At 68.8% G+C, this 21648-nt stretch carries 22 protein-coding genes; 16 read left to right on the forward strand and 6 right to left on the reverse strand.

What is annotated here, in order from left to right; all coding sequences use genetic code 11:
• Positions 1-14: 14 nt before the first annotated feature.
• Genes RIB98_01485 through RIB98_01495 form a run of 3 tightly spaced genes read right to left on the reverse strand, consistent with a single transcriptional unit; the run spans position 15 to position 4470 of the window.
• Positions 15-734, reverse strand: coding sequence for a sulfite exporter TauE/SafE family protein (locus RIB98_01485; protein MEQ8839626.1), 720 nt, complete (start codon positions 732-734; stop codon positions 15-17).
• A complete protein-coding gene (locus RIB98_01490; GenBank protein MEQ8839627.1) occupies positions 731-2644 on the reverse strand; it encodes an ABC transporter ATP-binding protein in 1914 nt (637 codons plus the stop codon). Before RIB98_01490 ends, RIB98_01485 begins: the two co-directional genes overlap by 4 nt.
• Positions 2644-4470, reverse strand: a complete 1827-nt coding sequence (locus tag RIB98_01495) for an ABC transporter ATP-binding protein (protein ID MEQ8839628.1) — start codon at positions 4468-4470, stop codon at positions 2644-2646. Before RIB98_01495 ends, RIB98_01490 begins: the two co-directional genes overlap by 1 nt.
• 75 nt (positions 4471-4545) lie before the next feature.
• Here RIB98_01495 and RIB98_01500 point away from each other — a divergent pair, with 75 nt between their 5' ends.
• Together RIB98_01500 and RIB98_01505 are read left to right on the forward strand one after the other, a co-directional pair.
• Positions 4546-5838, forward strand: a complete 1293-nt coding sequence (locus RIB98_01500) for a hemolysin family protein (GenBank protein MEQ8839629.1) — start codon at positions 4546-4548, stop codon at positions 5836-5838.
• Entirely contained in the window at positions 5835-6890 is a 1056-nt protein-coding gene (locus RIB98_01505; GenBank protein ID MEQ8839630.1) for a hemolysin family protein, read from the forward strand. Before RIB98_01500 ends, RIB98_01505 begins: the two co-directional genes overlap by 4 nt.
• Before the next feature lie 15 nt (positions 6891-6905).
• Here RIB98_01505 and RIB98_01510 read toward each other — a convergent pair whose 3' ends face one another.
• The 3 genes from RIB98_01510 to fabI are packed head-to-tail and all read right to left on the reverse strand — an operon-like array spanning position 6906 to position 9317.
• Positions 6906-7745: a TauD/TfdA family dioxygenase gene (locus tag RIB98_01510; protein MEQ8839631.1), complete on the reverse strand. Its 840-nt coding sequence runs from the start codon at positions 7743-7745 to the stop codon at positions 6906-6908.
• The gene (locus RIB98_01515) at positions 7742-8569 is read right to left on the reverse strand and encodes a sugar nucleotide-binding protein (protein ID MEQ8839632.1); all 828 of its coding nucleotides are present in this window, start codon (positions 8567-8569) and stop codon (positions 7742-7744) included. Before RIB98_01515 ends, RIB98_01510 begins: the two co-directional genes overlap by 4 nt.
• Positions 8550-9317, reverse strand: coding sequence for an enoyl-ACP reductase FabI (gene fabI / locus RIB98_01520; GenBank protein MEQ8839633.1), 768 nt, complete (start codon positions 9315-9317; stop codon positions 8550-8552). Before fabI ends, RIB98_01515 begins: the two co-directional genes overlap by 20 nt.
• 54 nt (positions 9318-9371) lie before the next feature.
• On the opposite strand from fabI, the gene npdG reads away from it, so the two are divergent.
• Genes npdG through pdxS form a run of 14 tightly spaced genes read left to right on the forward strand, consistent with a single transcriptional unit; the run spans position 9372 to position 21645 of the window.
• Entirely contained in the window at positions 9372-10037 is a 666-nt protein-coding gene (gene npdG / locus RIB98_01525; GenBank protein MEQ8839634.1) for an NADPH-dependent F420 reductase, read from the forward strand.
• Positions 10038-10040: 3 nt separating this feature from the next.
• Entirely contained in the window at positions 10041-11156 is a 1116-nt protein-coding gene (locus RIB98_01530; protein ID MEQ8839635.1) for a cysteine--tRNA ligase, read from the forward strand.
• An 11-nt stretch (positions 11157-11167) separates the two neighbouring features.
• Positions 11168-11953 carry a lysophospholipid acyltransferase family protein gene (locus RIB98_01535; protein ID MEQ8839636.1) on the forward strand — a complete coding sequence of 262 codons (786 nt, stop codon included), beginning with the start codon at positions 11168-11170 and terminating at the stop codon, positions 11951-11953.
• Between the two features lie 45 nt (positions 11954-11998).
• Positions 11999-13981: a threonine--tRNA ligase gene (gene thrS, locus RIB98_01540; protein MEQ8839637.1), complete on the forward strand. Its 1983-nt coding sequence runs from the start codon at positions 11999-12001 to the stop codon at positions 13979-13981.
• Entirely contained in the window at positions 13981-14493 is a 513-nt protein-coding gene (locus tag RIB98_01545) for an HIT domain-containing protein (GenBank protein MEQ8839638.1), read from the forward strand. Before thrS ends, RIB98_01545 begins: the two co-directional genes overlap by 1 nt.
• Before the next feature lie 5 nt (positions 14494-14498).
• Positions 14499-15053, forward strand: a complete 555-nt coding sequence (locus RIB98_01550) for a hypothetical protein (protein ID MEQ8839639.1) — start codon at positions 14499-14501, stop codon at positions 15051-15053.
• 54 nt (positions 15054-15107) lie between these two features.
• On the forward strand, positions 15108-15497 hold the full coding sequence (locus tag RIB98_01555; protein ID MEQ8839640.1) for a hypothetical protein: 390 nt from the start codon (positions 15108-15110) through the stop codon (positions 15495-15497).
• A gap of 52 nt (positions 15498-15549) precedes the next feature.
• A complete protein-coding gene (locus RIB98_01560; protein ID MEQ8839641.1) occupies positions 15550-16239 on the forward strand; it encodes a CDP-alcohol phosphatidyltransferase family protein in 690 nt (229 codons plus the stop codon).
• A 14-nt stretch (positions 16240-16253) separates the two neighbouring features.
• The gene (locus RIB98_01565) at positions 16254-17180 is read left to right on the forward strand and encodes a phosphatidylinositol mannoside acyltransferase (GenBank protein ID MEQ8839642.1); all 927 of its coding nucleotides are present in this window, start codon (positions 16254-16256) and stop codon (positions 17178-17180) included.
• On the forward strand, positions 17180-18256 hold the full coding sequence (locus RIB98_01570) for a glycosyltransferase family 4 protein (protein ID MEQ8839643.1): 1077 nt from the start codon (positions 17180-17182) through the stop codon (positions 18254-18256). The genes RIB98_01565 and RIB98_01570 overlap by 1 nt, the downstream gene beginning before the upstream one ends.
• A gap of 58 nt (positions 18257-18314) precedes the next feature.
• Complete coding sequence (locus tag RIB98_01575; protein ID MEQ8839644.1) at positions 18315-18866, forward strand: LemA family protein; 552 nt, start codon at positions 18315-18317, stop codon at positions 18864-18866.
• Positions 18867-18884: 18 nt separating this feature from the next.
• Complete coding sequence (locus RIB98_01580) at positions 18885-19613, forward strand: hypothetical protein (GenBank protein ID MEQ8839645.1); 729 nt, start codon at positions 18885-18887, stop codon at positions 19611-19613.
• Positions 19614-20726, forward strand: coding sequence for a DUF3048 domain-containing protein (locus RIB98_01585; GenBank protein ID MEQ8839646.1), 1113 nt, complete (start codon positions 19614-19616; stop codon positions 20724-20726).
• Between the two features lie 10 nt (positions 20727-20736).
• Positions 20737-21645: a pyridoxal 5'-phosphate synthase lyase subunit PdxS gene (gene pdxS, locus RIB98_01590; protein MEQ8839647.1), complete on the forward strand. Its 909-nt coding sequence runs from the start codon at positions 20737-20739 to the stop codon at positions 21643-21645.
• Positions 21646-21648: the final 3 nt, after the last annotated feature.

Here is a 21648-nt window from a genome sequence, read left to right on the forward strand (position 1 = left end):
GTCGTCGACACCGGTCAGATCGTCCGCACGATCAGCACCACTGCGGCGAACGAGGCCACCCCGAGAACGAGGGGTCGGACCCGTCCGGCATCCACCCGGGGTCGCAGCGGCCCGGCGGCGACGAAGCCCACCATGGCGCCGGGAACGAGCGCGGCCCCGACCAGCAGCTCGTCGGTGCCGAGTCGGCCGGCGGCGGCAATGGCGGGGAGGCTGATGAGGGTGCCGAACGCGAAGAAGGCGCTCATCGTCGCCCGGAGCGACGGACCGCTGCGATGTTGCAGAGCGAGCGCGAGCGGCGGTCCGCCGATGGACGCAGTTGTGGCGCCGAAGCCGGAGACGGTGCCGGCGCCGAAGAAGGTGGCGCGTCGTTCCGGGATGCGAACGAGGCCGCTCGACAAGGCGACGGCGACGAGGATGGTGATGCCCACCATGAGCTGGATGGAGCGATCGGTGGCCGCCGCCAGCACGAAGGCGCCGACGACGGATCCCGGGATCCTCCCGGCGGTGGCCCAGCCGACGACCGTTCGATCGACCTCGTCTCGTTCCCGCATGGCCATGGCGAAGGTGAGGGTGCCGGCAGCGATGAAGATCGGCCCGGGCACGAGATCGGGGTCGAGCATCGCGAACACGGGAGCGGCCAGCAGATTGGCGCCGAACCCCACCGACGCCTGCACGGTCGCGGCTGCGGCCATCACGACGGCGGCCAGGATGAGCACGTCGGTGTCGACGCTCATTCCGCGCCGCCATGGGCCACCCAAGTGGCGTACATCGAGGCGTAGCGCCCCTCATGGGCGACCAGTTCGTCGTGGCTGCCGAGTTCGACGATCTCGCCGTCGTGCACGACCGCGATGCGGTCGGCCCGCCGAGCGGTGGCGAGACGGTGGGCGATGATCACCGCGGTACGGCCCTCGAGCACGACGTCGAGGGCCTTCTCGACGCGTGACTCGGAGTTGAGATCGAGGTTCGAGGTCGCCTCGTCGAGTATCAGCACGCGGGGCCGGGCCACGAAGGCACGGGCGAGGGCCAGCAGTTGCCGCTCGCCGGCTGACAGCGAGGCCCCGCGCTCGTGCACGACCGCGTCGAGGCCGCCGAGTCGGTCGACGAGATCGTCGATGCCGACGGCGACCAGTGCGTCGGTGAGCTCGTCGTCGGTGGCCGTCGGCCGGGCGAACGCCACGTTGTCGCGCACGAGACCGGCGAAGAGGAAGGGCTCCTGGGGCACCACGCCGAGCTGGGAACGCAGGCTCTCGATGGTCACGTCGCGCAGGTCGTGGCCATCGATCGTGACGGCCCCCCGGTCCGGGTCGTGGAACCGGGTGAGCAGGCGGGCCACCGTCGACTTCCCCGCGCCGGTCTCGCCGACGAAGGCGACGGTCTCGCCGGGGGCGATGCGCAGGTTCACGTCACGTAGCACCGGTCGGCCGTCGACGTAGCTGAAGGTGACGTCGTGCAGTTCGATCTCACCGTCGATCGGCGGCAGCACCGTGGCGTCGGGCTTTTGCACCACCGACGGCTCGGTGCCGAGCAGCTCGCGCAGCTTCACGATGGCCGCGCCGCCCTGCTGGTAGGAGTTGTAGAGCTGCACCAGCGTCTGGATCGGGGCGAAGAAGCTGGTCAGGAAGAGCAGGAACGCGGCCATCTCGCCGACCGAGATACGGCCCCGCGTGACCATCGCGCCGCCCACGCCGAGCAGGGTCGCCTGGGTGCAGATGCCGATGAGCTCGGTCAGCGGGGCGTAGGTCGAGTTGGCCCTGGCCGCAGCGATGCCCGCGTCACGGTGCTCGCCGACGACGTCGCGATGCGCGGCCACGTTGACGGCGCGGCGATTGTGGGCGGCGATCACCCGGATACCGGCGAGCGACTCCTGCAGGTTCGACAACAGCGCGGCGATGCGATCGCGCACCAGCAGGTAGGAGCGCGACGAGACGTTGCGGAACCAGAGCGAGGTGACCAGCGTCGGGGGTACGGCCACGGCGAGCGTGATCAGGGCGAGGAGCGGGTCGTAGTAGAACAGCGCCCCCGTGATCACGAGCAGGGTGAAGACCTGCACCAGCAGGTTGACGATGCCCTCCTGGAAGAGCACGGCGAGCGCCTCGATGTCGGAGGTCATCCGGGTGAGGAGCACACCGGCCTTCTCGTCGGTGTGGAAGTCGACGCCCTGGCGTTGCATGTGGCTGAACACGCGGATCCGCAACGCCTCGTTCAGCCGTTCGCCGAGTCGGCCCGTGTAGGACACGCGGGCCCAGCCGAGCACGGCCGACAGCGCCACGGCGACGACATAGATCCCTGCGACCACGACGAGGACCGACTTGTCGCCCACTCGCACCCCGTCGTCGATCCCGATCTGGGTGAGTACCGGCCCGATCATCAGTGCGAGCGTCTCGATCAGGACCAGAAAGATCGCTCCGCCCAGTCGCCAACGATGCGGCCACAGGAAGAGCCGCAAGCCGAACGGACGCCGGTCCCATTCGTCGTGGGTCCAGTCGACCGGTTCGACGATGTGCTCCGGCTCTTCCTCGAGCACCGCCTCGACCTTGTCGCGCAGGTTGCCGGGCACATCGGCATGGGGAAGCCCGGCCGCGGCATTGGCCTGCATCGAGGTCGGTCCTCCGCCTCCCGAGAAGCCGCCGCCTGCGGCGAACATCAGCTGTCACCTTCCTGGATGTCGGCGAGGATCGCCGCGTAGCGGGGGTCCGTGGCGAGGAGGTGATGGTGCGCGCCCGACGCGACGATTCGTCCGCCCTCCATCAGCAGCACCCGGTCGGCGAGAGCGATCGTGGACAGGCGATGGGCGATCAGGATCGTGGTGCGGTCGGCCTGTCGGCGCCGGATGGCGTCGTGAATGCGTTCCTCGACCGCCACGTCGATCGCGCTGGTGGCGTCGTCGAGCACGAGGATCTTCGGGTCGGCCAGCAGTGCCCGAGCAAGGGCGATGCGCTGCCGTTGCCCGCCCGACAGGGTGAGACCGCGTTCGCCGATCTCGGAGTCGACACCGCCGGGCAGATCCGCGACGAAGTCGGCTGCCGCCGCATCGGCGATGGCCTCGTCGACCAGATGGGGCGGCGCGTCCGGCCGGGCGAACGCGACATTGTCGAACACGCTCGTGGCGAAGAGGAACGGGTCGTCGGTGACGACATTGACGGTGTCACGCAGGTCGTGCAGCGAGAGGTTGCGGACGTCGTGGTCGTCGACGAACACCCAGCCGTCGTCGACGTCGTAGAAGCGGGGAAGCAGGCGCGCGATCGTGGACTTGCCCGATCCGGTGGCGCCGACGATCGCCACGGTCTCGCCGGGGTCGACGGTGAACGAGAGGTCGGTGAGCACTTCGGTGCCGTCGGACACCGGATACGCGAAGCGGACGTGATCGAACTCGATGCGGCCCTCGGGGTCGGGCAGACGGACTGGGTCGGGCGGGTCGGTGATGGCCGGGGGCTCGTCGAGAATCTCGAACACCCGCACCGACGCCGCCGATGCGCGCTGCCACTGGAGCAGCATGAACCCGACCATGCGGAACGGTGTGGCCAGCAGCACCACATAGGCGCTGAAGGCGACGAGCGAGCCGATCCTGAGGTCGCCGTCGATCGCCTGGAGGCCACCGTAGAGCAGCACCAGCGCGAGCCCGAGCCGGGGAAAGGCCTCCATGGCCGGCGCGTGGCTGGCGCGGGTGTCGGCCACCTCGGTGCCGGCCCACCGGAGCCGCCGGGCCGCCTCGGCCAGCAGCTGGACCTGGCGCGGTTCCTGGGCGAAGGCTTTGACCACCCGCGTGCCCTGGATGTTCTCGTCGACGATCGTGGCCACGTCGGCCTGGCGGGCCTGGACGACCCACGACAGCGGGAAGATGCGATTGCGGAGCCGGACGCCGATGAGGAAGACGAAGGGCAGCGGCGCGAGCGCGACGGCCGTCAAACCGAGGTCGATCGCGACCATGACGATGACGGCGATCACCAGCAGCACGAGCTGCATCGCGATGAGCGGTCCGAACGAGAAGAGGATCTGTATCGAGCGGATGTCGGAGTTGGCCCGACTGATCACCTGACCGCTCTGCATGCGATCCCAGTAGCCGAACGACAACTCGGTGAGCCGTTCGTAGATCAGGTTGCGCAGGTCGGCCTCGATGCGGTGGGCGGCCCGGAACAGGTTGTAGCGGTACCCGAAACCGAAGACGAATCGGCAGAACGCGAGCACGAAGAGGGCGACGACATACGGCGTGACGGTGGCGCCCTCGTCGATCGCGTCGAGGCCTCGACCGACGGCGAGCGGGACGAGCACGGTGGCCAACGTCGCGATCAGACCCGAGGTGATGCCGATGACGAAGATGTTGCGCTGCGACCACACCACCGGCGACAGACGGCGCAGCCAGCCCTTCGTGGTGTCCGGATCGATCGCGTGCCGCGGACGCGAATAGCGGCTCGTGGTGCCGGGAGCCGCGCGGGGGGCCGAGTCGGGAAGGCTCGTCGTGGACATCGGCATTCTCCCCAACCTACGGGTACATTCAGCCAGCACGCAGATCGAGTTCGAGGAGTCCCGATCGACATCGCCCTCCGGTTGCTGGCCGCCCTTGCCCTGGTCGCCGCCAACGCAGCCTTTGTTGCCGCCGAGTTCGCCTTGGTCGCCGTCGATCGCACCCGGGTGGACGAGCAGGCTCGTCAGGGGAGCGCGCCCGCGGCGCGGGTGCAGGCGCTGCTCGACCGCATCTCGTATCACCTGTCGGGCGCCCAACTCGGCATCACCGTCACTTCGCTCATGCTCGGTTTCCTGGCCGAACCCGCAGTCGCGGCAGCGATCGAGCCGGGCCTCGAGTCCGTGTTCGGCGCGATTCCCGACGGGGTGTCGATCGGCCTCGCGCTGGTCATCGCCACCGTCGTCCAGATGGTGCTCGGCGAGTTGGTGCCGAAGTCGCTCGCCACGAGCCGGCCGCTCGAGTCGTCGTTCGCACTGGCTCGCCCCACTGCGCTCTACGGCGCCTTCGCCCGGCCGGTCGTCGCGGTGCTCGACGGCCTCGCGGCCTCGATCACCCGCCGCCTGGGGGTGGAGCCGGCCGAGGAGCTCGAAGGCACGCCTGATCGCGAGGAGCTCGAGCACCTGATCCGCAGCTCGGGTGAGGTCGGCATGCTGGACGAGGGCGAGGTCGAGTTGCTGACCCGTTCCATCCGCCTGGCCGACAAGTCCGCCGACGATGCCATGATTCCGCGCGTCGCCGTCGTCGCGATCGACGATCAGGCCACCATCGACGACCTCGTCGCGCTGGCCGTGGCCACCGGTCACTCCCGGTTCCCGGTGATGGCCGACGGACTCGACGACCTCGTCGGCGTCGTCCATGTCAAGTCGGTTCACAGCGTGGCGATCGATGCTCGCGCCGACACGCAGGTGATCGAGCTGATGGCACCTGTGCTCGCCGTGCCCGAGGCCCGCGACCTCGACGACCTGCTCGTGGACCTACGCGAGGGCGGTCAACAGCTCGCGGTGGTGATCGACGAACACGGCGGCACGGCCGGAATCATCACCCTGGAGGACATTCTCGAGGAGCTGGTCGGCGAGATCGACGACGAGCACGACGAGATAGCCACGTCGCTCACCCGCGTCGAGGCACGAGGCTCCACGGTGGTTCCCGCGTCGCTGCATCCCGACGAGGTCCGCGATCTCACCGGTTTCGACATGCCCGAGGGGGAGTACGAAACGCTCGCCGGTCTCGTACTCGATCGGCTCGGTGAGATCCCTGCACCCGGTGACCGCTGCACGGTCGACGGCTGGCGGCTCGAGGTCGTCGCGATGGACCGGCTACGCGTTGCGTCGGTGCGGGTCGTCGCGCCGCCCGAGGACGAGGAGGAAGAAGCGTGACGGCCGGATTCCTCGTCGCCGCGGTGGTCCTGCTCATCGCCAACGGTTTCTTCGTGGCCATCGAGTTCGCGTTGCTCGCGAGTCGGGCGTCGCGACTCCAGCCCATGGCCAAGGACGGCACCGATCTGGGGGCGGCGGCCGCGCTCGATGCCGTGCGCGATCTCCAACCCCAGCTCGCCGGTGCCCAACTCGGCATCACCATGGCCTCACTCGGTCTCGGCTTCGTGGCCGAGCCGGCCATCGCCACGCTGCTGGAGTCGGCCATCGAGGCGGTGGTCCACCTGCCGAGCGGCGTGCTTCACGCCGTGTCGTTCCTCATCGCCTTGAGCATCGTGGTCACGTTCCACATGGTGCTGGGCGAGATGGTGCCGAAGAACCTGGCCATCGCGAATCCCGAGCGGGTTGCCCGTCTGCTGGCGCCGTTGCACACGGCCTACGTGGCGTTGTTCCGTCCCGTCATCTGGTTTCTCAACGCGATCTCCAACGGCATCGTGCGGATGTTCGGCTACGAGCCGGTCGACGAGCTCAACACCGCGCTCACGGTCAACGAGTTCCACACGCTGCTCGCCGGTGCCGTCGAGGACGGCAAGATCGAGGACCTCGAACACGAGCTGCTCTCGGGCGCCCTCGATTTCCGGGCCCGGACCGCCGGGTCGATCATGACTCCGCGCCACCGGATGGCAACGGTTTCGCGAAACGCGTCGGTGGCCGAGGTCGAGGCGCTCGTGACGGAGACCGGACACAGCCGGGTGCCCGTACGCGGCGCCGGGCCGGACGACATCATCGGCTTCGTCCACTCGAAGGACCTACTGCGGCTGCCCCTCGAGGCCCGGGACGATCAGGTGCCGCTCGAGATGATGCGGCGGATGCTGATCGTCTCGCCCGACCAGCTCGTACGTGACCTCATGCGAGCCATGCGTCGGGCTCGTCGCCATGTGGCGCTGGTGCGGTCGGCCGACGGTCGGCTGTTGGGCCTGGTCACCTTGGAAGACGCCCTCGAAGCCCTCGTGGGCGACATTCGCGACGAGACCGACACCGAAGCCCGGGGATGACCCGGGCTACGTAGGTCAGACCGGTGCTGGCTCGCTCGCACCCACCGTGAATCGACGAAGCTCCCGACGGGCGGGGGCGAAGTCGTTGGGTCCACGGTGCAGCGTGGCGTGCTCGTCCCAGATCGCGACATCGCCGTCGCGCCAACGGAACCGGCAGACGAGATCGGGGTGGGCGACGAGATCGAAGAGCAGACGGAGCAGAGCTGCGCTCTCGCTGGCGTGGAGGCCGTTGATGCGACGGGTGTAACCCGGGTTCACGAACAGGCCCCGGCGTCCGGTGACCGGATGACGAACGATGACCGGGTGATCGAAACCGGGAAATGCCGCGAGGAGTTCGTCCGCTGTCTCGGCAGGCATGCGGGCCCGCATCTCGTGCGCGAAACGTTCGCCCGGATCATGACGGGCCGTCGCATCGGCGAGGAACTCCTGCAGCGCGGGCGAGAGCGCGTCGTGGGCGGCGCCGATGTTGCTCCACATGGTGTCGCCGCCGCGCGGCGGGGTGGTGACGGCGCGGAGGATGGCGACGTCGGGGATGTAGCTCGCCCAGGAGTGGTCGGTGTGCCATCCCTCGCCGTCCTGATCGGGGAGGTGCTCGGCGTCGTTGAACACCACACCGATGGCGACGGGGGCATCGAGGTGGGCCAGGATCGGGTTCGGAATCGGGTCGCCCCAGCGCCTCGCGAACTGCTCGTGCGCCTCATCGTCGAGCCGCTGGTCGCGCAGGAACACCACGTGGTGTTCGAGAAGCGCCCACCGCACGATCTCGAGCTGTTCGTCGGTCGCCATGGACAGGTCGATGCCCTCGATCTCGGCGCCCAGAGAGCTGGTGGTGGGAATGATGCGGATGTCGTTCACGAGACGAACTCCCTGATGCCGGTGAGTGGCGTGTCGAGCAGCTCCCGGGCCCGGCTGCTGTCGAGCGGACAGTTCCCGGGCCGGGTGGGGTCGTCCGGCCGGTCGGAGCCTTTCAGCGCGCCGGCGTCGACGCCAACCAGCCCGCACACCCGCTGCGCGAACTCGAGCCGACTCACCGTGTCGGCCCCGGCAACGTGGAGGAGACCGGTGACGTCGTCGCGGCCGGCCAGTTCCCGGCACGCGGCGGCGAGAGCGACGACCGAGATCGGGTTCCGGTACTCGTCCTCGTAGAAGCTCATGTCGGACCGCGTGGTGAGCATCACCTGCGGACCGGGATCGTCGCGGTCGCCCCAGAGCAGGCTGGTACGGGCCACGACGGCGCTCGGATCGGCTGTGAGCACTGCCGCCTCCGACGCCGCTTTGGCCCGGCCGTACTCGTGTACCGGCGACACCGGATCGGTCTCTCGATAGGGCCGGTCGGTGGTGCCGTCGAACACCACATCGGTCGACACGTGGACGAAGCGGGCCCCGACGCGTCGACACGCGGTGGCCATACGGGCCGGGGCGAGCGTGGTCACCGCATCGAGGTCGGGCCCGTGCTGGAGGTAGGCGGCGTTGATCACCGCGTGCGGGCGCAAGCGGAGGATCAGGTGCTCGACGCCGGGCCCGCCGTCGGCGAGATCGCACCGGTGCCAGTCGATCGACCCGTCGCCGGCCGGCGACGAGAAGTGGGTCGCCGAGGCCCCCGCGGCGCCCGCGAGCAGGTGGCGGCCGAGGAAGCCCGTGCCGCCGACGACGAGAAGGTCAGGCGCCGACAGAGTGATACCCGCCGTCCACGTGGATCATCGAGCCGGTGGTGCCACGGAACCAGTCCGACAGCAGCGCACAGGTGGTTTCCGCGACCGTGGTCGAATCGTCGACGTCCCAACCGAGCGGCGCCTTGTCGTCCCAGACGTCCTCGAACTGGGCGAAGCCGGGGATGGACTTCGCCGCCATCGTCCGGATCGGCCCGGCGGCGATGAGGTTGCAGCGGATGCCCCGGGGGCCGAGTTCGCGGGCCAGATAGCGATTGGTGGATTCGAGCGCGGCCTTGGCCACCCCCATCCAGTTGTAGGCGGGCCACGCAACGGTCGCGTCGAAGGTCAGGCCGACGAGTGATCCGCCATCGGTCATCAGTGGGGCTGTGGCCTCGGCCAGCACCTTCAACGAGTAGGCCGAGATCTCGACCGCGACCTTCACGTCATCCCAACCGGCGCCCATGAAGTCCTCGCCCAGACACGCCTCGGGGGCGAACCCGATCGAGTGCAGCGCGCCGTCGAGGCGGCCCCACTTGGCGTCGAGCGTCTCGCGCAGGGCGACCACCTGGTCGGGCTGGGTGACGTCGAACTCGTGGACCTCGGGCTCGGTGGGCAGCTTGCGAGCGGTGCGCTGGGTGAGCCGCAGCCCCCGGCCGGCGCCGGTCAGCACGATCTCCGCGCCCTGCTCTTGGGCCAGCTTGGCGACACCGAACGCGAGCGACGCGTCGGTGAGGACCCCGGTGATCAGGAGCTTCTTTCCCTCGAGTAGACCCACTGATCGACACCTTTCGACTGTCGGAAGCAACATCCGCACCGTACCCTTCGGCGCATGCACATCGGACTTCTCGGGGCCACCGGACCCGCAGGCATGGCCCTGGCCGCTCGCCTCGCCTCCGTCGGTCATGACATCACCATCGGTTCACGGTCGAAGTACCGCTCCCTCGAGGTGCGCGACTCGATCATCGAGAGCTGGCCCGACCGCGAGCTCTCGATCGACAGCAGCGACAACAACGGCGCGGCGGACGCCGAGCTGATCGTCATCGCCACGCCGTGGAACGCGGCGACCGAGACCGCCCACACCGTGCGCACCCAGCTGCGCGGCAAGGTCGTCGTCTGCATGAGCAACGCGCTGTCGAAGGTGGGTCGAGAGTTCCAGCCGCTGGTGCCACCCCGCGGTTCGGTGAGTGGCAGCGTGCAGGCCGAGCTTCGTGACAGCTACGTCGCCGCCGCGTTCCACCACGTGCCGGCCAAGGAGCTGGCCGAGCTCAGCGAGCCCGTGGTGTCCGACATCCTGATCTGCTCCGATCACGCGAAGGCCACCGTCACCGTCAGCGATCTCGTCAAGGAGATCCCCGGCATGCGTCCACTCGACGCCGGCGAGCTGTCCAACGCGACGGCGATCGAGGCGTTCACCGCGGTGCTGCTGCAACTCAACGTCCGCTACAAGACGCGGGTGGCGTTGAAGCTGATCGGAATCGACGAAGACGCCGTCTGAGCCGTGCAGCTCTACGACACTCATCTGGGTGCCGTGGTGCCGTTCGAGCCGGACCCGATCGTCACGATGTACGTCTGCGGGATCACTCCCTACGACGCCACCCACATGGGCCACGCGGCCACCTACGTCACCTACGACGTGCTCCAGCGTCGCCTCCGTGATCTCGGCCACGAGACACGGTGCGTGCGCAACATCACCGACGTCGACGACGACATCCTGGCGGCGGCCGCACGGCGGGGCGTGCACTATCTGGACCTGGCCTTCGGCGAGACCGCCCGCTTCGACGACGACATGGCGGCGCTCAACACCATCGCGCCATGGTCCGAGCCGCGAGCGACCGGGGCCATCCCCGACATCCGCGGTGTGATCGAGGCGGTGCTCGACCGGGGGATGGGCTACGTCGTCGACGGCACCGTCTACTTCGACACGGTCGCAGCCCCCGACTTCGGCGCGCTCGGTGGTCTCGGGCGCGAGCGGATGCACCAGCTCGCCATCGAGTGGCGTGAGAACCCGAGCGACCCGAACAAACGCGACCCGCTCGACTTCGTGATGTGGCGTCCGTCCGACGACGGGGAACCGGCCTGGGAGTCCCGTTGGGGCCCGGGCCGTCCCGGCTGGCACGTGGAGTGCAGCGCCCTCGCGTTGCGAGAACTCGGTCCCACCATCGACCTGCACGGCGGGGGAGTCGACCTGCTCTATCCGCACCACGAATGCGTCCGGGCCCAGAGCGAGGCCGCGACCGGCAAACCCTTCGTTCGCCACTGGCTGCACCAGTCGATGGTCCACCTCGGCGGAAGGAAGATGTCGAAGTCGACCGGCAACCTCGTGTTCATCCACGAGCTGCGCGAGCGCTACGACCCCATGGCGATCCGGCTCGCCCTGGGCGCGCATCACTATCGCCGACCCTGGCAGTGGAGCGACCATCTCATCGACGACGCCGTCGAACGGCTCGAACGATGGCGGACCGCCGGTGAGGGCGACGCCGCCCTCGACGACGTGCGCCGACACCTCGACGACGACCTCGACGTGCCCGCCGCGCTCGACTCCATCGACCTCGCGGCTGCCTCCGGCGAGGGCGTCGGCGACGCGGCCGGTTTGCTCGGCGTCGAGCTGACATGATTGTGAATGACATGGCCCGACTCACCTCCACCCACTCGACCTCCTCCCGCGACCACGGCTCGTTGCAGAAAGTGGCATTGCGCGCCCTCCGCCCCGTCTTCGCGTCGTGCTGGCGCATCCGCACGGTGGGCCTCGAGAACGTGCCCACGTCCGGGCCGGCGATCCTCGCCCCCAACCACACGTCGGTCATCGACTCCTTTTTCCTGCCGGCCGTCCTGCCCCGACGCATCACGTTCGTCGGCAAGGCCGAGTACCTCGACGACTGGAAGACCCGGCGGCTGTTCCCGGCGCTCGGCATGATCCCGATCGACCGCAGCGGCGGCGACGCCTCCACCCGCGCCCTCGACACGGCCGCCCGCCTCCTCGACGACGGCGAACTCTTCGGCATCTACCCCGAGGGCACGCGGGCCCGCGACGGCTACCTCCACAAGGGCCACACCGGGGCGGCCCGCCTCTCGATGCAGACCGGGGCGCCCATCATCCCCGTCGGCATTCTGGGTACCCGCACGATCCAGCCGCCCGACACGCGAGTGCCGCGGCCCTTCCGTCCGGTCGAGGTGCGCTTCGGCAAGCCGATCCGCCCGGCGTCGGCGCCCGACGTCGGCGACACCCGCATGCAGCTCCGTCAGATCACCGACGAGTTGATGTTCGAGATCCGGGCCCTCACCGGCCAGGACTACGTCAACACCTATGCCACCAAGGGCACCGCCGGGGCCGACGAGACGCCCGGGCGTCCGGCCGATCCCGAGATGCCCCCCCGGCGCTCGTCGGCCGAGGTGCTCCGCGCCGCCGTCTGAATATCGGGCCGAGCCGACAGGGGCCGGAGGTAGCCTCGGACGCGTATGTCCGATGTCATCTCCGTCAGCCTGCCCGATGGGTCGAGCCGTGAACTTCCCGCCGGCGCGACCGGCGCGGACCTCGCGGCCGACATCGGACCCCGTCTCGCCTCCGATGCCCTGATCGTCGTCGCCGACGGCACGGAGCAGGACCTCGACGTCCCCCTCACCGACGGTGCGGAGGTGGAGATCGTCACCCCGTCCTCGCCGCGGGGGCTGCACACCATTCGCCACTCGAGCGCGCACCTGCTGGCCCAGGCGATCCTCGATCTCCACCCCGGCACCCAGCTCGCGATCGGCCCGCCGATCGAGTTCGGCTTCTACTACGACGTCGAGCTGCCCGATGGCGCCACCCTGTCCGACGACGACCTCGAGAAGATCGAGGCTCGCATGAACGAGTTGGTCGAGGCCGACCAGCCCTTCGTGCGTCACGAACTCAGCCTCGACGCGGCGGTCGAGTTCTTCGCCGACGAGCCATTCAAGGCCGAGATCATCGAGCGGGTGCGCGACGGTGCGGCGTCGGGCGAGGACGTCGGCGAGGTGGCCGGCGACGTGATCAGCTACTACGCCAACGGCGACGCCGACGCGCCCGGCACCTTCCGCGACATGTGCACCGGTCCCCACGTGCCGAGCACCGGACGACTCCGTCACTTCAAGCTGCAGTCGGTGGCCGGCGCCTACTGGCGCGGCGACGTGTCACGCCCGATGCTCCAGCGCATCTACGGCACCGCGTGGGACTCCAAGAAGGCGCTGAAGACCCATCTCCAGATGCTGGCCGAGGCCGAGAAGCGCGACCATCGCCGCCTCGCCCAGGAACTCGATCTCGTGAGCTGGCCCGACGAGCTCGGGCCGGGTCTGGCGGTCTGGCATCCGAAGGGCGCCAAGATCCGCAAGCTCATGGAGGACTACTCACGCGAGCGCCACGAGAACGGCGGCTACGAGTTCGTCGTCTCGCCCCACATCGCGAAGTCGGTGCTGTGGGAGACCTCCGGTCATCTCGACTTCTACGCCGACGGCATGTACCCGCCCATGGAGATGGACGGCGCCACCTACTACCCGAAGCCGATGAACTGTCCGTTCCACGTGATGATCTACCGGTCGAGCCAGCGCAGCTACCGCGATCTCCCGCTGCGGATGTTCGAGCTGGGGGCCGTCTATCGCTACGAACTCTCCGGCGCGATCCACGGTCTGATGCGTACCCGCGGCTTCACCCAGGACGACAGCCACATCTTCTGCGCCCGCGACGACATCGAGCGCGAGCTCGCGTCGCTGCTCGACTTCGTGCTGAGTGTGCTGCGGGCGTTCGGATTCGACGACTTCCAGGCGAAGTTGTCGACCCGTCCACTCGAGAAGTCCGTGGGCGACGACGCGCTGTGGGACCAGGCCACCGAGGGTCTGCGCGGGGCCCTCGACGCCCACGGTCTCGACTATGTGGTCGACGAGGGCGGTGGCGCGTTCTACGGTCCGAAGATCGACGTCGACGTGAAGGACGCGATCGGACGGTCGTGGCAACTCTCCACCATCCAACTCGACTTCACGCTGCCCGAACGTTTCGGTCTCGAATACGTCGCGAGCGACGGCTCCCGCCAGCAGCCGGTGATGATCCACCGGGCCCTGATGGGTTCGATCGAGCGCTTCTTCGGTGTGCTGATCGAGCACTACGCAGGGGCCTTCCCGGCCTGGCTCGCCCCCACCCAGGTCCGGATTCTCCCTGTCGCCGATGTGCACGACGACCACGCACACGCGTTGGCCGCCCGCCTACGAGCCGCCGGGTTCCGGGTCGATGTGGTGGGTGCCGACGACGGCCTCGGCAAGCGGGTCCGCAACGGCAAGGTGGAGAAGATCCCCTACGTCCTGGTGGTCGGCGACGACGACGTGGCCAACGACACCGTCGGCGTCAATCGCCGTGGTGACGACTCGCCGGATCGTGACGTGACCGTCGACGACTTCATCGCCCGGCTCGCGGCCGAGGTCGAGACGAAGGCCTGATGGTCGAGCACCTCTGGGCCGGGTGGCGCATGCCCTACATCCGGTCATCACCGGAGGAGCACGAGGTTGACGTTCCCGACGGCATGACGCTGTTCGAGGCGATCCTCCACAGCGGCCTGCCCGACGACGAGACCTACATCCTGTGGCGCGGTGATCACTGCTTCGCGCTCCTCAACGCGTACCCCTACACGTCGGGCCACGTGATGGTGCTGCCGCAGCGGGGGGTGCCCCTGCTGGCCGATCTCACGGCCGACGAACACGCCGAACTCTGGGAAGGGGTGCGCTTTGCGACCGAGGCGCTCACCGCGGCGTACGAGCCGCAGGGGATGAACATCGGCGCCAACCTCGGCCGGGGTGCGGGTGCCGGCTTCCCCGACCACCTCCATGTCCACGTCCTGCCGCGTTGGGAGGGCGACACGAACTTCATGACGTCGGTCGCCAACGTCCGGGTGCTGCCCGAGGCGTTGTCCGACTCCTGGCTACGTATCCGCGAGGCGTGGCCCGTAGCCTGAGTCACGTGAACATCGAGGACGACAGCTCCGCCGACGACCGATTCGTCGCCCCCGAAGAGGTGAGCGACAGCGCGGAAGAGATACGCGATGCGCTGCCCGCCGATCTCGACACCACGGCCATCGAGATCCCGTACCTGTTCCCGAACAACAGCCGACGCCGCATCCCCGGGGTGCTCTACGTACTGATCGGCATCGCCTGCGTGCTGGTGCGAGCCAACGCGGGTGTCGACGCAGTGCTCGTCAACCGGGGCGTCACCGTTGCCGGTATCGCCCTCATCGCCATCGGCCTCTACCACCTCCAGGGTGGCTGGGACCTGGCCTTCGACGAGGAGCACGCGCTCCAGGCCGCCACCCGACAGGTCGGGTTCCCCGTCGGTCACGCGTCGGCGCAGCTCGGATGGCGCGGGTTCCGCAGCCGGCCGACCTGGCGGATCCTGCTCTATTCCAACGAGCCGACCCCCGAGAAGCGGGGCCTGGTGCTCGTCGACGGGATCGATGGCGAGATCATCGATCACTTCGTCGAGACCAATCCGGAAGACTGGACCGCGCTTCCGGCCTAGGCTCGCCGCGGTGGGGTGCGAGGCGGCGCAACGCAAGGCAAGGCGGAGGATCACATGGCTGTGCGGATCGAACGTCACGGCGACGGGCACCTGGTCCGCGTTGCGGGTGACGTCACCCTCGAGGTCGTGTTGGACGTGATCGAGCGAATCGAGTCCGATGGACCCCCCAACGCCTTCATCGTGACCGACATCGAGCCCGACACCACGCTCGATCTGACCCTCGATGACCTCCACGCGATCGCCCGCCGGCTGCGAGGCTCGTCCCGACGGCCCCGACGCAACGCCATCATCCACCCGGTGGGCGCGGGATTGGGACCGATCCTCGAGGACTTCCGGACGATGGTCTCCACGCTGTCCGACTCGTGGACTGCCGGTCCGTTGGAGGTCGAGACGTTCCGAGACCGCGACGATGCCATCCGGTGGGCTTCCGACGCGCTCGAGTGACGAGCGCATCGGGACCGGGCTGGTAGCCTGTGGTCGTTCTCGAGGAGTTCACATGTTCGACGGAAACTGGCGCACGACGGTCGACAAGGGCCTGACGCCGATCGGCCACAGCCTTCGCCGCACCGGCATCACCGCCGATGTCATCACCGTGATCGGCATCGCGATGGCGACGGTCGCCGCCGTCACCATCGGTGCCGGCCACATGCGGGTGGGCTTCCTGTTCCTCCTGCTCACCGGGATTCCCGACGCCCTCGACGGCGCGGTGGCCCGGGCCTCGGGCACCGGTTCGGACCGCGGCGCCTTCTTCGATTCGGTCTCCGATCGGCTCACCGACGGGCTGCTGTTCGGCGGCGTGGCCTGGTATCTCGCCAGCAACGAGCCCGGCCGCATCATGATGCTCCCGGTGGCCATCATGGGCCTCGCCATGTTCATCTCCTACCAGCGGGCCAAGGCCGAGTCGCTGGGTTACGACGCCAAGGGCGGCATCATGGAACGGGCCGAGCGCATCATCGTGCTCGCCCTCGCCCTGCTGTTCTCCGAACTCCTCATCCCGATCCTGTGGGTGATGTTCGTGCTCACGGCGATCACCGCGATCCAGCGCTTCGTGAAGGTCTGGCGCCAGGCCTCGCAGGACCGGCCGCTGCCGGCTCGTCGCCAGCGACGCCAGCCCCGGCGGCGCCGGTCGGCGGAATCGGTGTGGCGTGAGCGCATGCGCGAACGCCGAGCCCTTCGCGACGGCTGAGATCGGCCGACGGGGTGCCATCCGCCTCCGCCTATCGGGCGGGGTCGTTTCTCGCTCGCCACGTCCCGGCCGCGGCCGGGACCGGCGTGGCGCGCCTCATCGGCAACGGTGCGGCGACGTCGCGGGAACGGCGTGTCGTGGTCGCCCGGAATCTCGAGCGGGTCCTGGGTCGCCCGATGTCGAGGGTCGAGGAGCGGCGGCGGGTCGCCGAGACCTTCGAGTGGTACGCCCGCTACTACCACGAGAGCTTCCGGCTGCCCGACCTGTCGATCGAGGAGATCGACCGCGAGTTCGCCTACGAGGGATTCGGACAGATCGAGGCGGCCTGCGAGCGCGGCCAGGGTCCGATCCTGGCGCTGCCCCACCTCGGCACTTGGGAGTGGGCGGCCTTCTGGCTCTCGCTCGTGCCCGACTACAGGGTCACCGCCGTGGTCGAGGCGCTCGAACCGCCCGAGGTCTTCGAGTGGTTCGCGGGGTTTCGGGAGTCGCTGGGAATGAGCATCGTGCCCCTCGGTCCCGAGGCGGGCAAAGCGAGCGTCCAGGCGTTGAACAACGGCCAGGTGCTCTGCCTCCTCGCCGACCGTGACCTCCAGGGAAACGGCGTACCGGTGGAGTTCTTCGGCGAGCGGACCACACTCCCGGGCGGTCCGGCCACGCTGGCGCTGCGCACCGGGTCACCGCTGCTGCCGACGGCCGTGTACTGGCGCGACGGGCTTCGCTATGCCGTCGTGTCGCCGGCGCTCGACACCGAACGCCGCGGTCGCCTGCGCGACGACGTCGCCCGGGTCACGCAGGACCTGGCCCATCGATTCGAGTCGTTGATCGAGGCTGCTCCCGAGCAGTGGCACCTTCTCCAGCCGAACTGGCCGAGTGACTACGTCGCGCTGGCGCGGCCGATGCCCGAGCACCTCCGTGCGCTGGTCGACGAAGGTGACCGCTGATGCGGATCGGCATGATCTGCCCCTACAGCCTCACCGTGCCGGGAGGGGTGCAGACGCAGGTGTTGGGGCTCGCGCGGGCCCTACGGCGGAAGGGTCACGCAGTCCGGGTGCTCGCGCCGTGCGACGGCCCGCCGCCCGACGCCGGTGTCACGCCGCTCGGCCTCAGTCTCCCGACGGCGGCCAACGGTTCGGTCGCCCCTGTCGCCCCCGACCCCTCCGCGCAGTTGCGCACGATCCGGGCGATGCGCGACGAAGCGTTCGAGGTCGTCCATCTCCACGAGCCCCTTGCGCCCGGGCCGACCACCACGGCGTTGTTGACGAAGCCGGCGCCGTTGCTCGGCACGTTCCACATGGCCGGACGGTCGCGGGCCTACGAGATGATGAACGGGGTCGTGCGCTACCTGGCTGGGCGACTCGACGACCGCGTTGCCGTGTCCGAGGACGCACGCCGGATGGCGAGCGACAGTCTCGGCGGCGACTACGCGCTCACGTTCAATGCGGTCGAGTTGCGTCGCTACGACGACAGCGAGGTGTTCGCCACCACCGGCGCGCCCACCATCTTGTTCGTGGGTCGACACGAGGAACGCAAGGGTCTACGTGTGCTGCTCGACGCCGTCGCCCTGCTGCCGGCCGACGTGCGGGTGTGGATCGCGGGTGAGGGGCCCGAGACCGAGACGCTCAAGGCCGCATATGCGGGCGACCCGCGCCTCGAATGGCTGGGCGCCATCGGCGAGGACGAGAAGATCGCCCGCCTGAAGGGCGCCGACGTGTTCTGCGCGCCATCGCTGCACGGCGAGTCCTTCGGGGTCGTGCTGCTCGAAGGCATGGCCGCCGGCACCCCGGTCGTCGCGTCCGATATCCCCGGCTACGCCAATGCGGCACGGCAGGGGAGCGACGCCCGCCTCTTCGATGCGGGCAATCACGAGGCCCTCGCCGTCGCCATCCGCGAGGTGCTGGCCGATGACGGCATCCGACAGGCATTGGTGGCATCGGGACGAACGCGGGCCGAGGAGTTCTCGATGGCGGCGCTGGCCGACTTCTACATCCGGCGCTACGAGGCCCTGGTCGACCGGTAGGTGCATCGGAAACCCCGAGTGCAACGAGGATCGTGCGCGCAAGGGATACGCTGCCCACATGGTTGCGCTCATCATCGTCCTCGTCATCGTCGTGCTGCTGGTGATCTTCGTCATCAGCCTCTACAACAACCTGGTCAAGCTGCGGAACCGCATCGAGAACGCGTGGGCGCAGATCGACGTGCAGCTCAAGCGTCGCTGGGACCTCATCCCCAACCTCGTCGAGACGGTGAAGGGCTACGCCTCGCACGAGAGGGAGACACTCGAAGCGGTGATCCAGGCCCGCAACGCGGCCACGACCGCCGAGGGTCCGGCCGATCAGGCCGCCAGCGAGAACATGCTCACCGGTGCACTGCGTCAACTGTTCGCCGTGTCCGAGGCCTATCCCGACCTCAAGGCCAACCAGAACTTCCTCGAACTCCAGGAAGAGCTGACCTCCACCGAAGGTCGCATCGCCTTTGCCCGCCAGCACTACAACGACACCGTGCTGAAGTACAACACTGCGATCCAGACGTTCCCGGCGGTCGTCCTGGCCGGCCCGCTCCGCTTCACCGAGCGCGAGTACTTCGAGGCCGACGACGAGTCCCGTGGCAACGTCGCGGTCGAGTTCTGATCGCCTGCTGAGCCCACCGTGCCCACCATCACCGCTCGACTGCTGCTGGTCGCCCCTGCCGTCGTCGCCTTCCTCTTCACGACGCTGATCGTCGGCATCGTCGCGCCCGGTTCGCTGGCGTGGATCATCGCCCTCGTGATCGGGCTCGCCGCGGCGTTCGTGGTGATGTTGGTCCTGGAACGGCGGGCCCCCGACGCGGCCCTGCGCTCACTCGGGGCGGTGCCGATTCCGGCCGGGTCCGAGCCTCGGCTCGAGAGCCTCGTCGAGAGCGTCTGTGCGAGCCACGGCATCAGCGAACCCCGGCTCTACCTCGTCGAGTCGTTCGCCCCCGACGCGGCGGTGGCCGGCAATGCCGCCGACACCCGGCTGGTGATCACCACCGGTGCGCTGCGTCAGCTCGATCGGCTCGAGCTCGAAGCCGTCGTGGCGCGCGAGCTGGTGCAGTTCGGCAGCGGGATACATGCAGCCACCGTGCTGGCTGCCGTCGCCCCGCTCTACGGTCCTTTCGCGGCGCGTGTCCGCGATCGAGTTCTGGACGATCGTCGACTCGCTCGAGTCGACATCGACGGAGTGCAGCTCACTCGCTACCCCCCGGCCCTGGCCGCGGTGTTCGAGAAGGCTGCCGCATCGGATGGTGTGCCGGATCGGCCCGCCTCCCGTCACCTCTGGCTGGTTGGGCCGCGTGGTGTCGCCGATGCAGTTCAACCTGCGCTGGGCGAGCGTATCGACACCCTTCGGGAGCTCTAAATGCAATTCAACCGTCGCAGCCTGCTGGCTGCTGGTGGCGCCCTTGTCGCGCTGATCCTGATCATCATCGTGGTCGTCGTCTCCGGTGGAGGCGACGACGAACCAGAGGCGTCGCCGACCACCACGTCGTCGACCTCCTCGACGACGAGCACGACCACGACGACGACCCTGCCCGATGGGCCGGTGGCCCCGCTCACCGGCGAGCCGATCGACGAGGACTCGCCGCTGCTGGACCAGGCCGCCGTCGTCGTCAAGATCTCGAACAACTCGACGGTCCAGGACAACTGGAGTGGTATCGACCTCGCCGACGTCGTGATCGAGGAGCGCATCGAGGACAACGCCACGCGCTTCGCGGTGATCTTCCACAGCAACCTGCCCGAGCGGGTCGGGCCGATCCGGTCCGGTCGGACGAGCGACATCGATCTGCTCACGAACCTCGGCCATCCGATACTCGTGTACTCGGGTGCGAATCCGACCGTCACCGGTCAGTTGCGCGGTCTCCAGAGCGGCGGGCTCGTCGAGCTCGTCGTGGACCGTGGCACCAACGTCGATCTCGTGCGCGACACCGACTTCCGGGCACCGGACAACCTGTTCTCGAATCTGCCCGAGATCGTGGAGAAGTACGGCGAGGCCGCCGGCGCGGCCGCACCCCTCTTCACCTATCGCTCCGCCGATGACGATCGAGTCGCGGGTGATGACGGACCGGGGGCCACGGTGACCGGCCAGAACGACGTGAGCTGGGTGTTCGACGAGGCGCTCGGCTACGTCCGGGTGCAGGACGGCGAGATCCACGCCACGCAGGACGGCGCGCCGTTCGCGTTCGACAACGTCGTGCTGCTGGAGGTGGAGTACACCCCGAGCACCTTTGCACCGGGTTCGGTCGACGCCCGGACGGTCGGTACCGGTCCGGTCACCATCATGTCCGGCGGCGAGCAGTGGACCGGCACGTGGATGCGGGACACGCCGGACGACCCGTACAGCTTCTTCGACGCCGATGGCGCGCCACTGGCGCTCGATCCCGGCTCGACCTGGATGAGCCTGGTTCCCGAGGGATCCTACGGCTTCGACCTCGACCCGGAAATCGCGGCGCTCGTGCTGGAGGCCGAGGGATAGCATGACGGGCATGTCTGACAACGATGTGGCTGGCAACAATGCCCGTACGACCGGTACGCAGTTGGTCAAGCGGGGCTTGGCCGAGATGCTGAAGGGCGGCGTCATCATGGACGTCGTCAATCCCGAGCAGGCGAAGGTCGCCGAAGACGCCGGGGCCACCGCCGTGATGGCGCTCGAACGGGTGCCCTCCGACATCCGTCGCGACGGTGGTGTGTCGCGCATGTCCGACCCCGAGATGATCCAGGGCATCCAGGCCACGGTGTCGATTCCGGTGATGGCCAAGGCCCGTATCGGTCACTTCGTCGAGGCGCAGATCCTCCAGGCGCTCGATGTCGACTACATCGACGAGTCCGAGGTCCTCACCCCGGCCGACGAAGCCCACCACATCGACAAGTGGGCGTTCACCGTTCCGTTCGTGTGCGGCGCCACCAACCTGGGCGAGGCGCTGCGCCGCATCTCCGAGGGGGCGTGCATGATCCGGTCCAAGGGCGAGGCCGGCACCGGCAACGTCGTCGAGGCCGTCCGTCACCTGCGTTCGATCATGGGCGACATCCGCAAGATCGGTCAGGCCGACAACGCCGAACTCTTCGACTGGGCCAAGCAGCTCCAGGCGCCGTTGCCGCTCGTCCAGGAGATCGCCGAGACCGGCGAACTCCCGGTGCCGATGTTCTGCGCCGGTGGCATCGCCACCCCCGCCGACGCGTCCCTCGTCATGCAGCTGGGCGCGCAGGCCGTGTTCGTCGGTTCGGGCATCTTCAAGAGCGACGAGCCGGCAAAGATGGCCTCGGCCATCGTCGAGGCGGCCACCCACTTCCAGGATCCCGACATCCTCGTGAAGGTGTCCACCGGGCTCGGCGACGCGATGAAGGGTCTCGAGATCGCATCGCTCGAGACGAAGCTGGCCGAGCGGGGTTGGTAGCAC

Source organism: Acidimicrobiales bacterium (assembly GCA_040219515.1).
In the GTDB taxonomy this organism is placed as follows: domain Bacteria; phylum Actinomycetota; class Acidimicrobiia; order Acidimicrobiales; family Aldehydirespiratoraceae; genus JAJRXC01.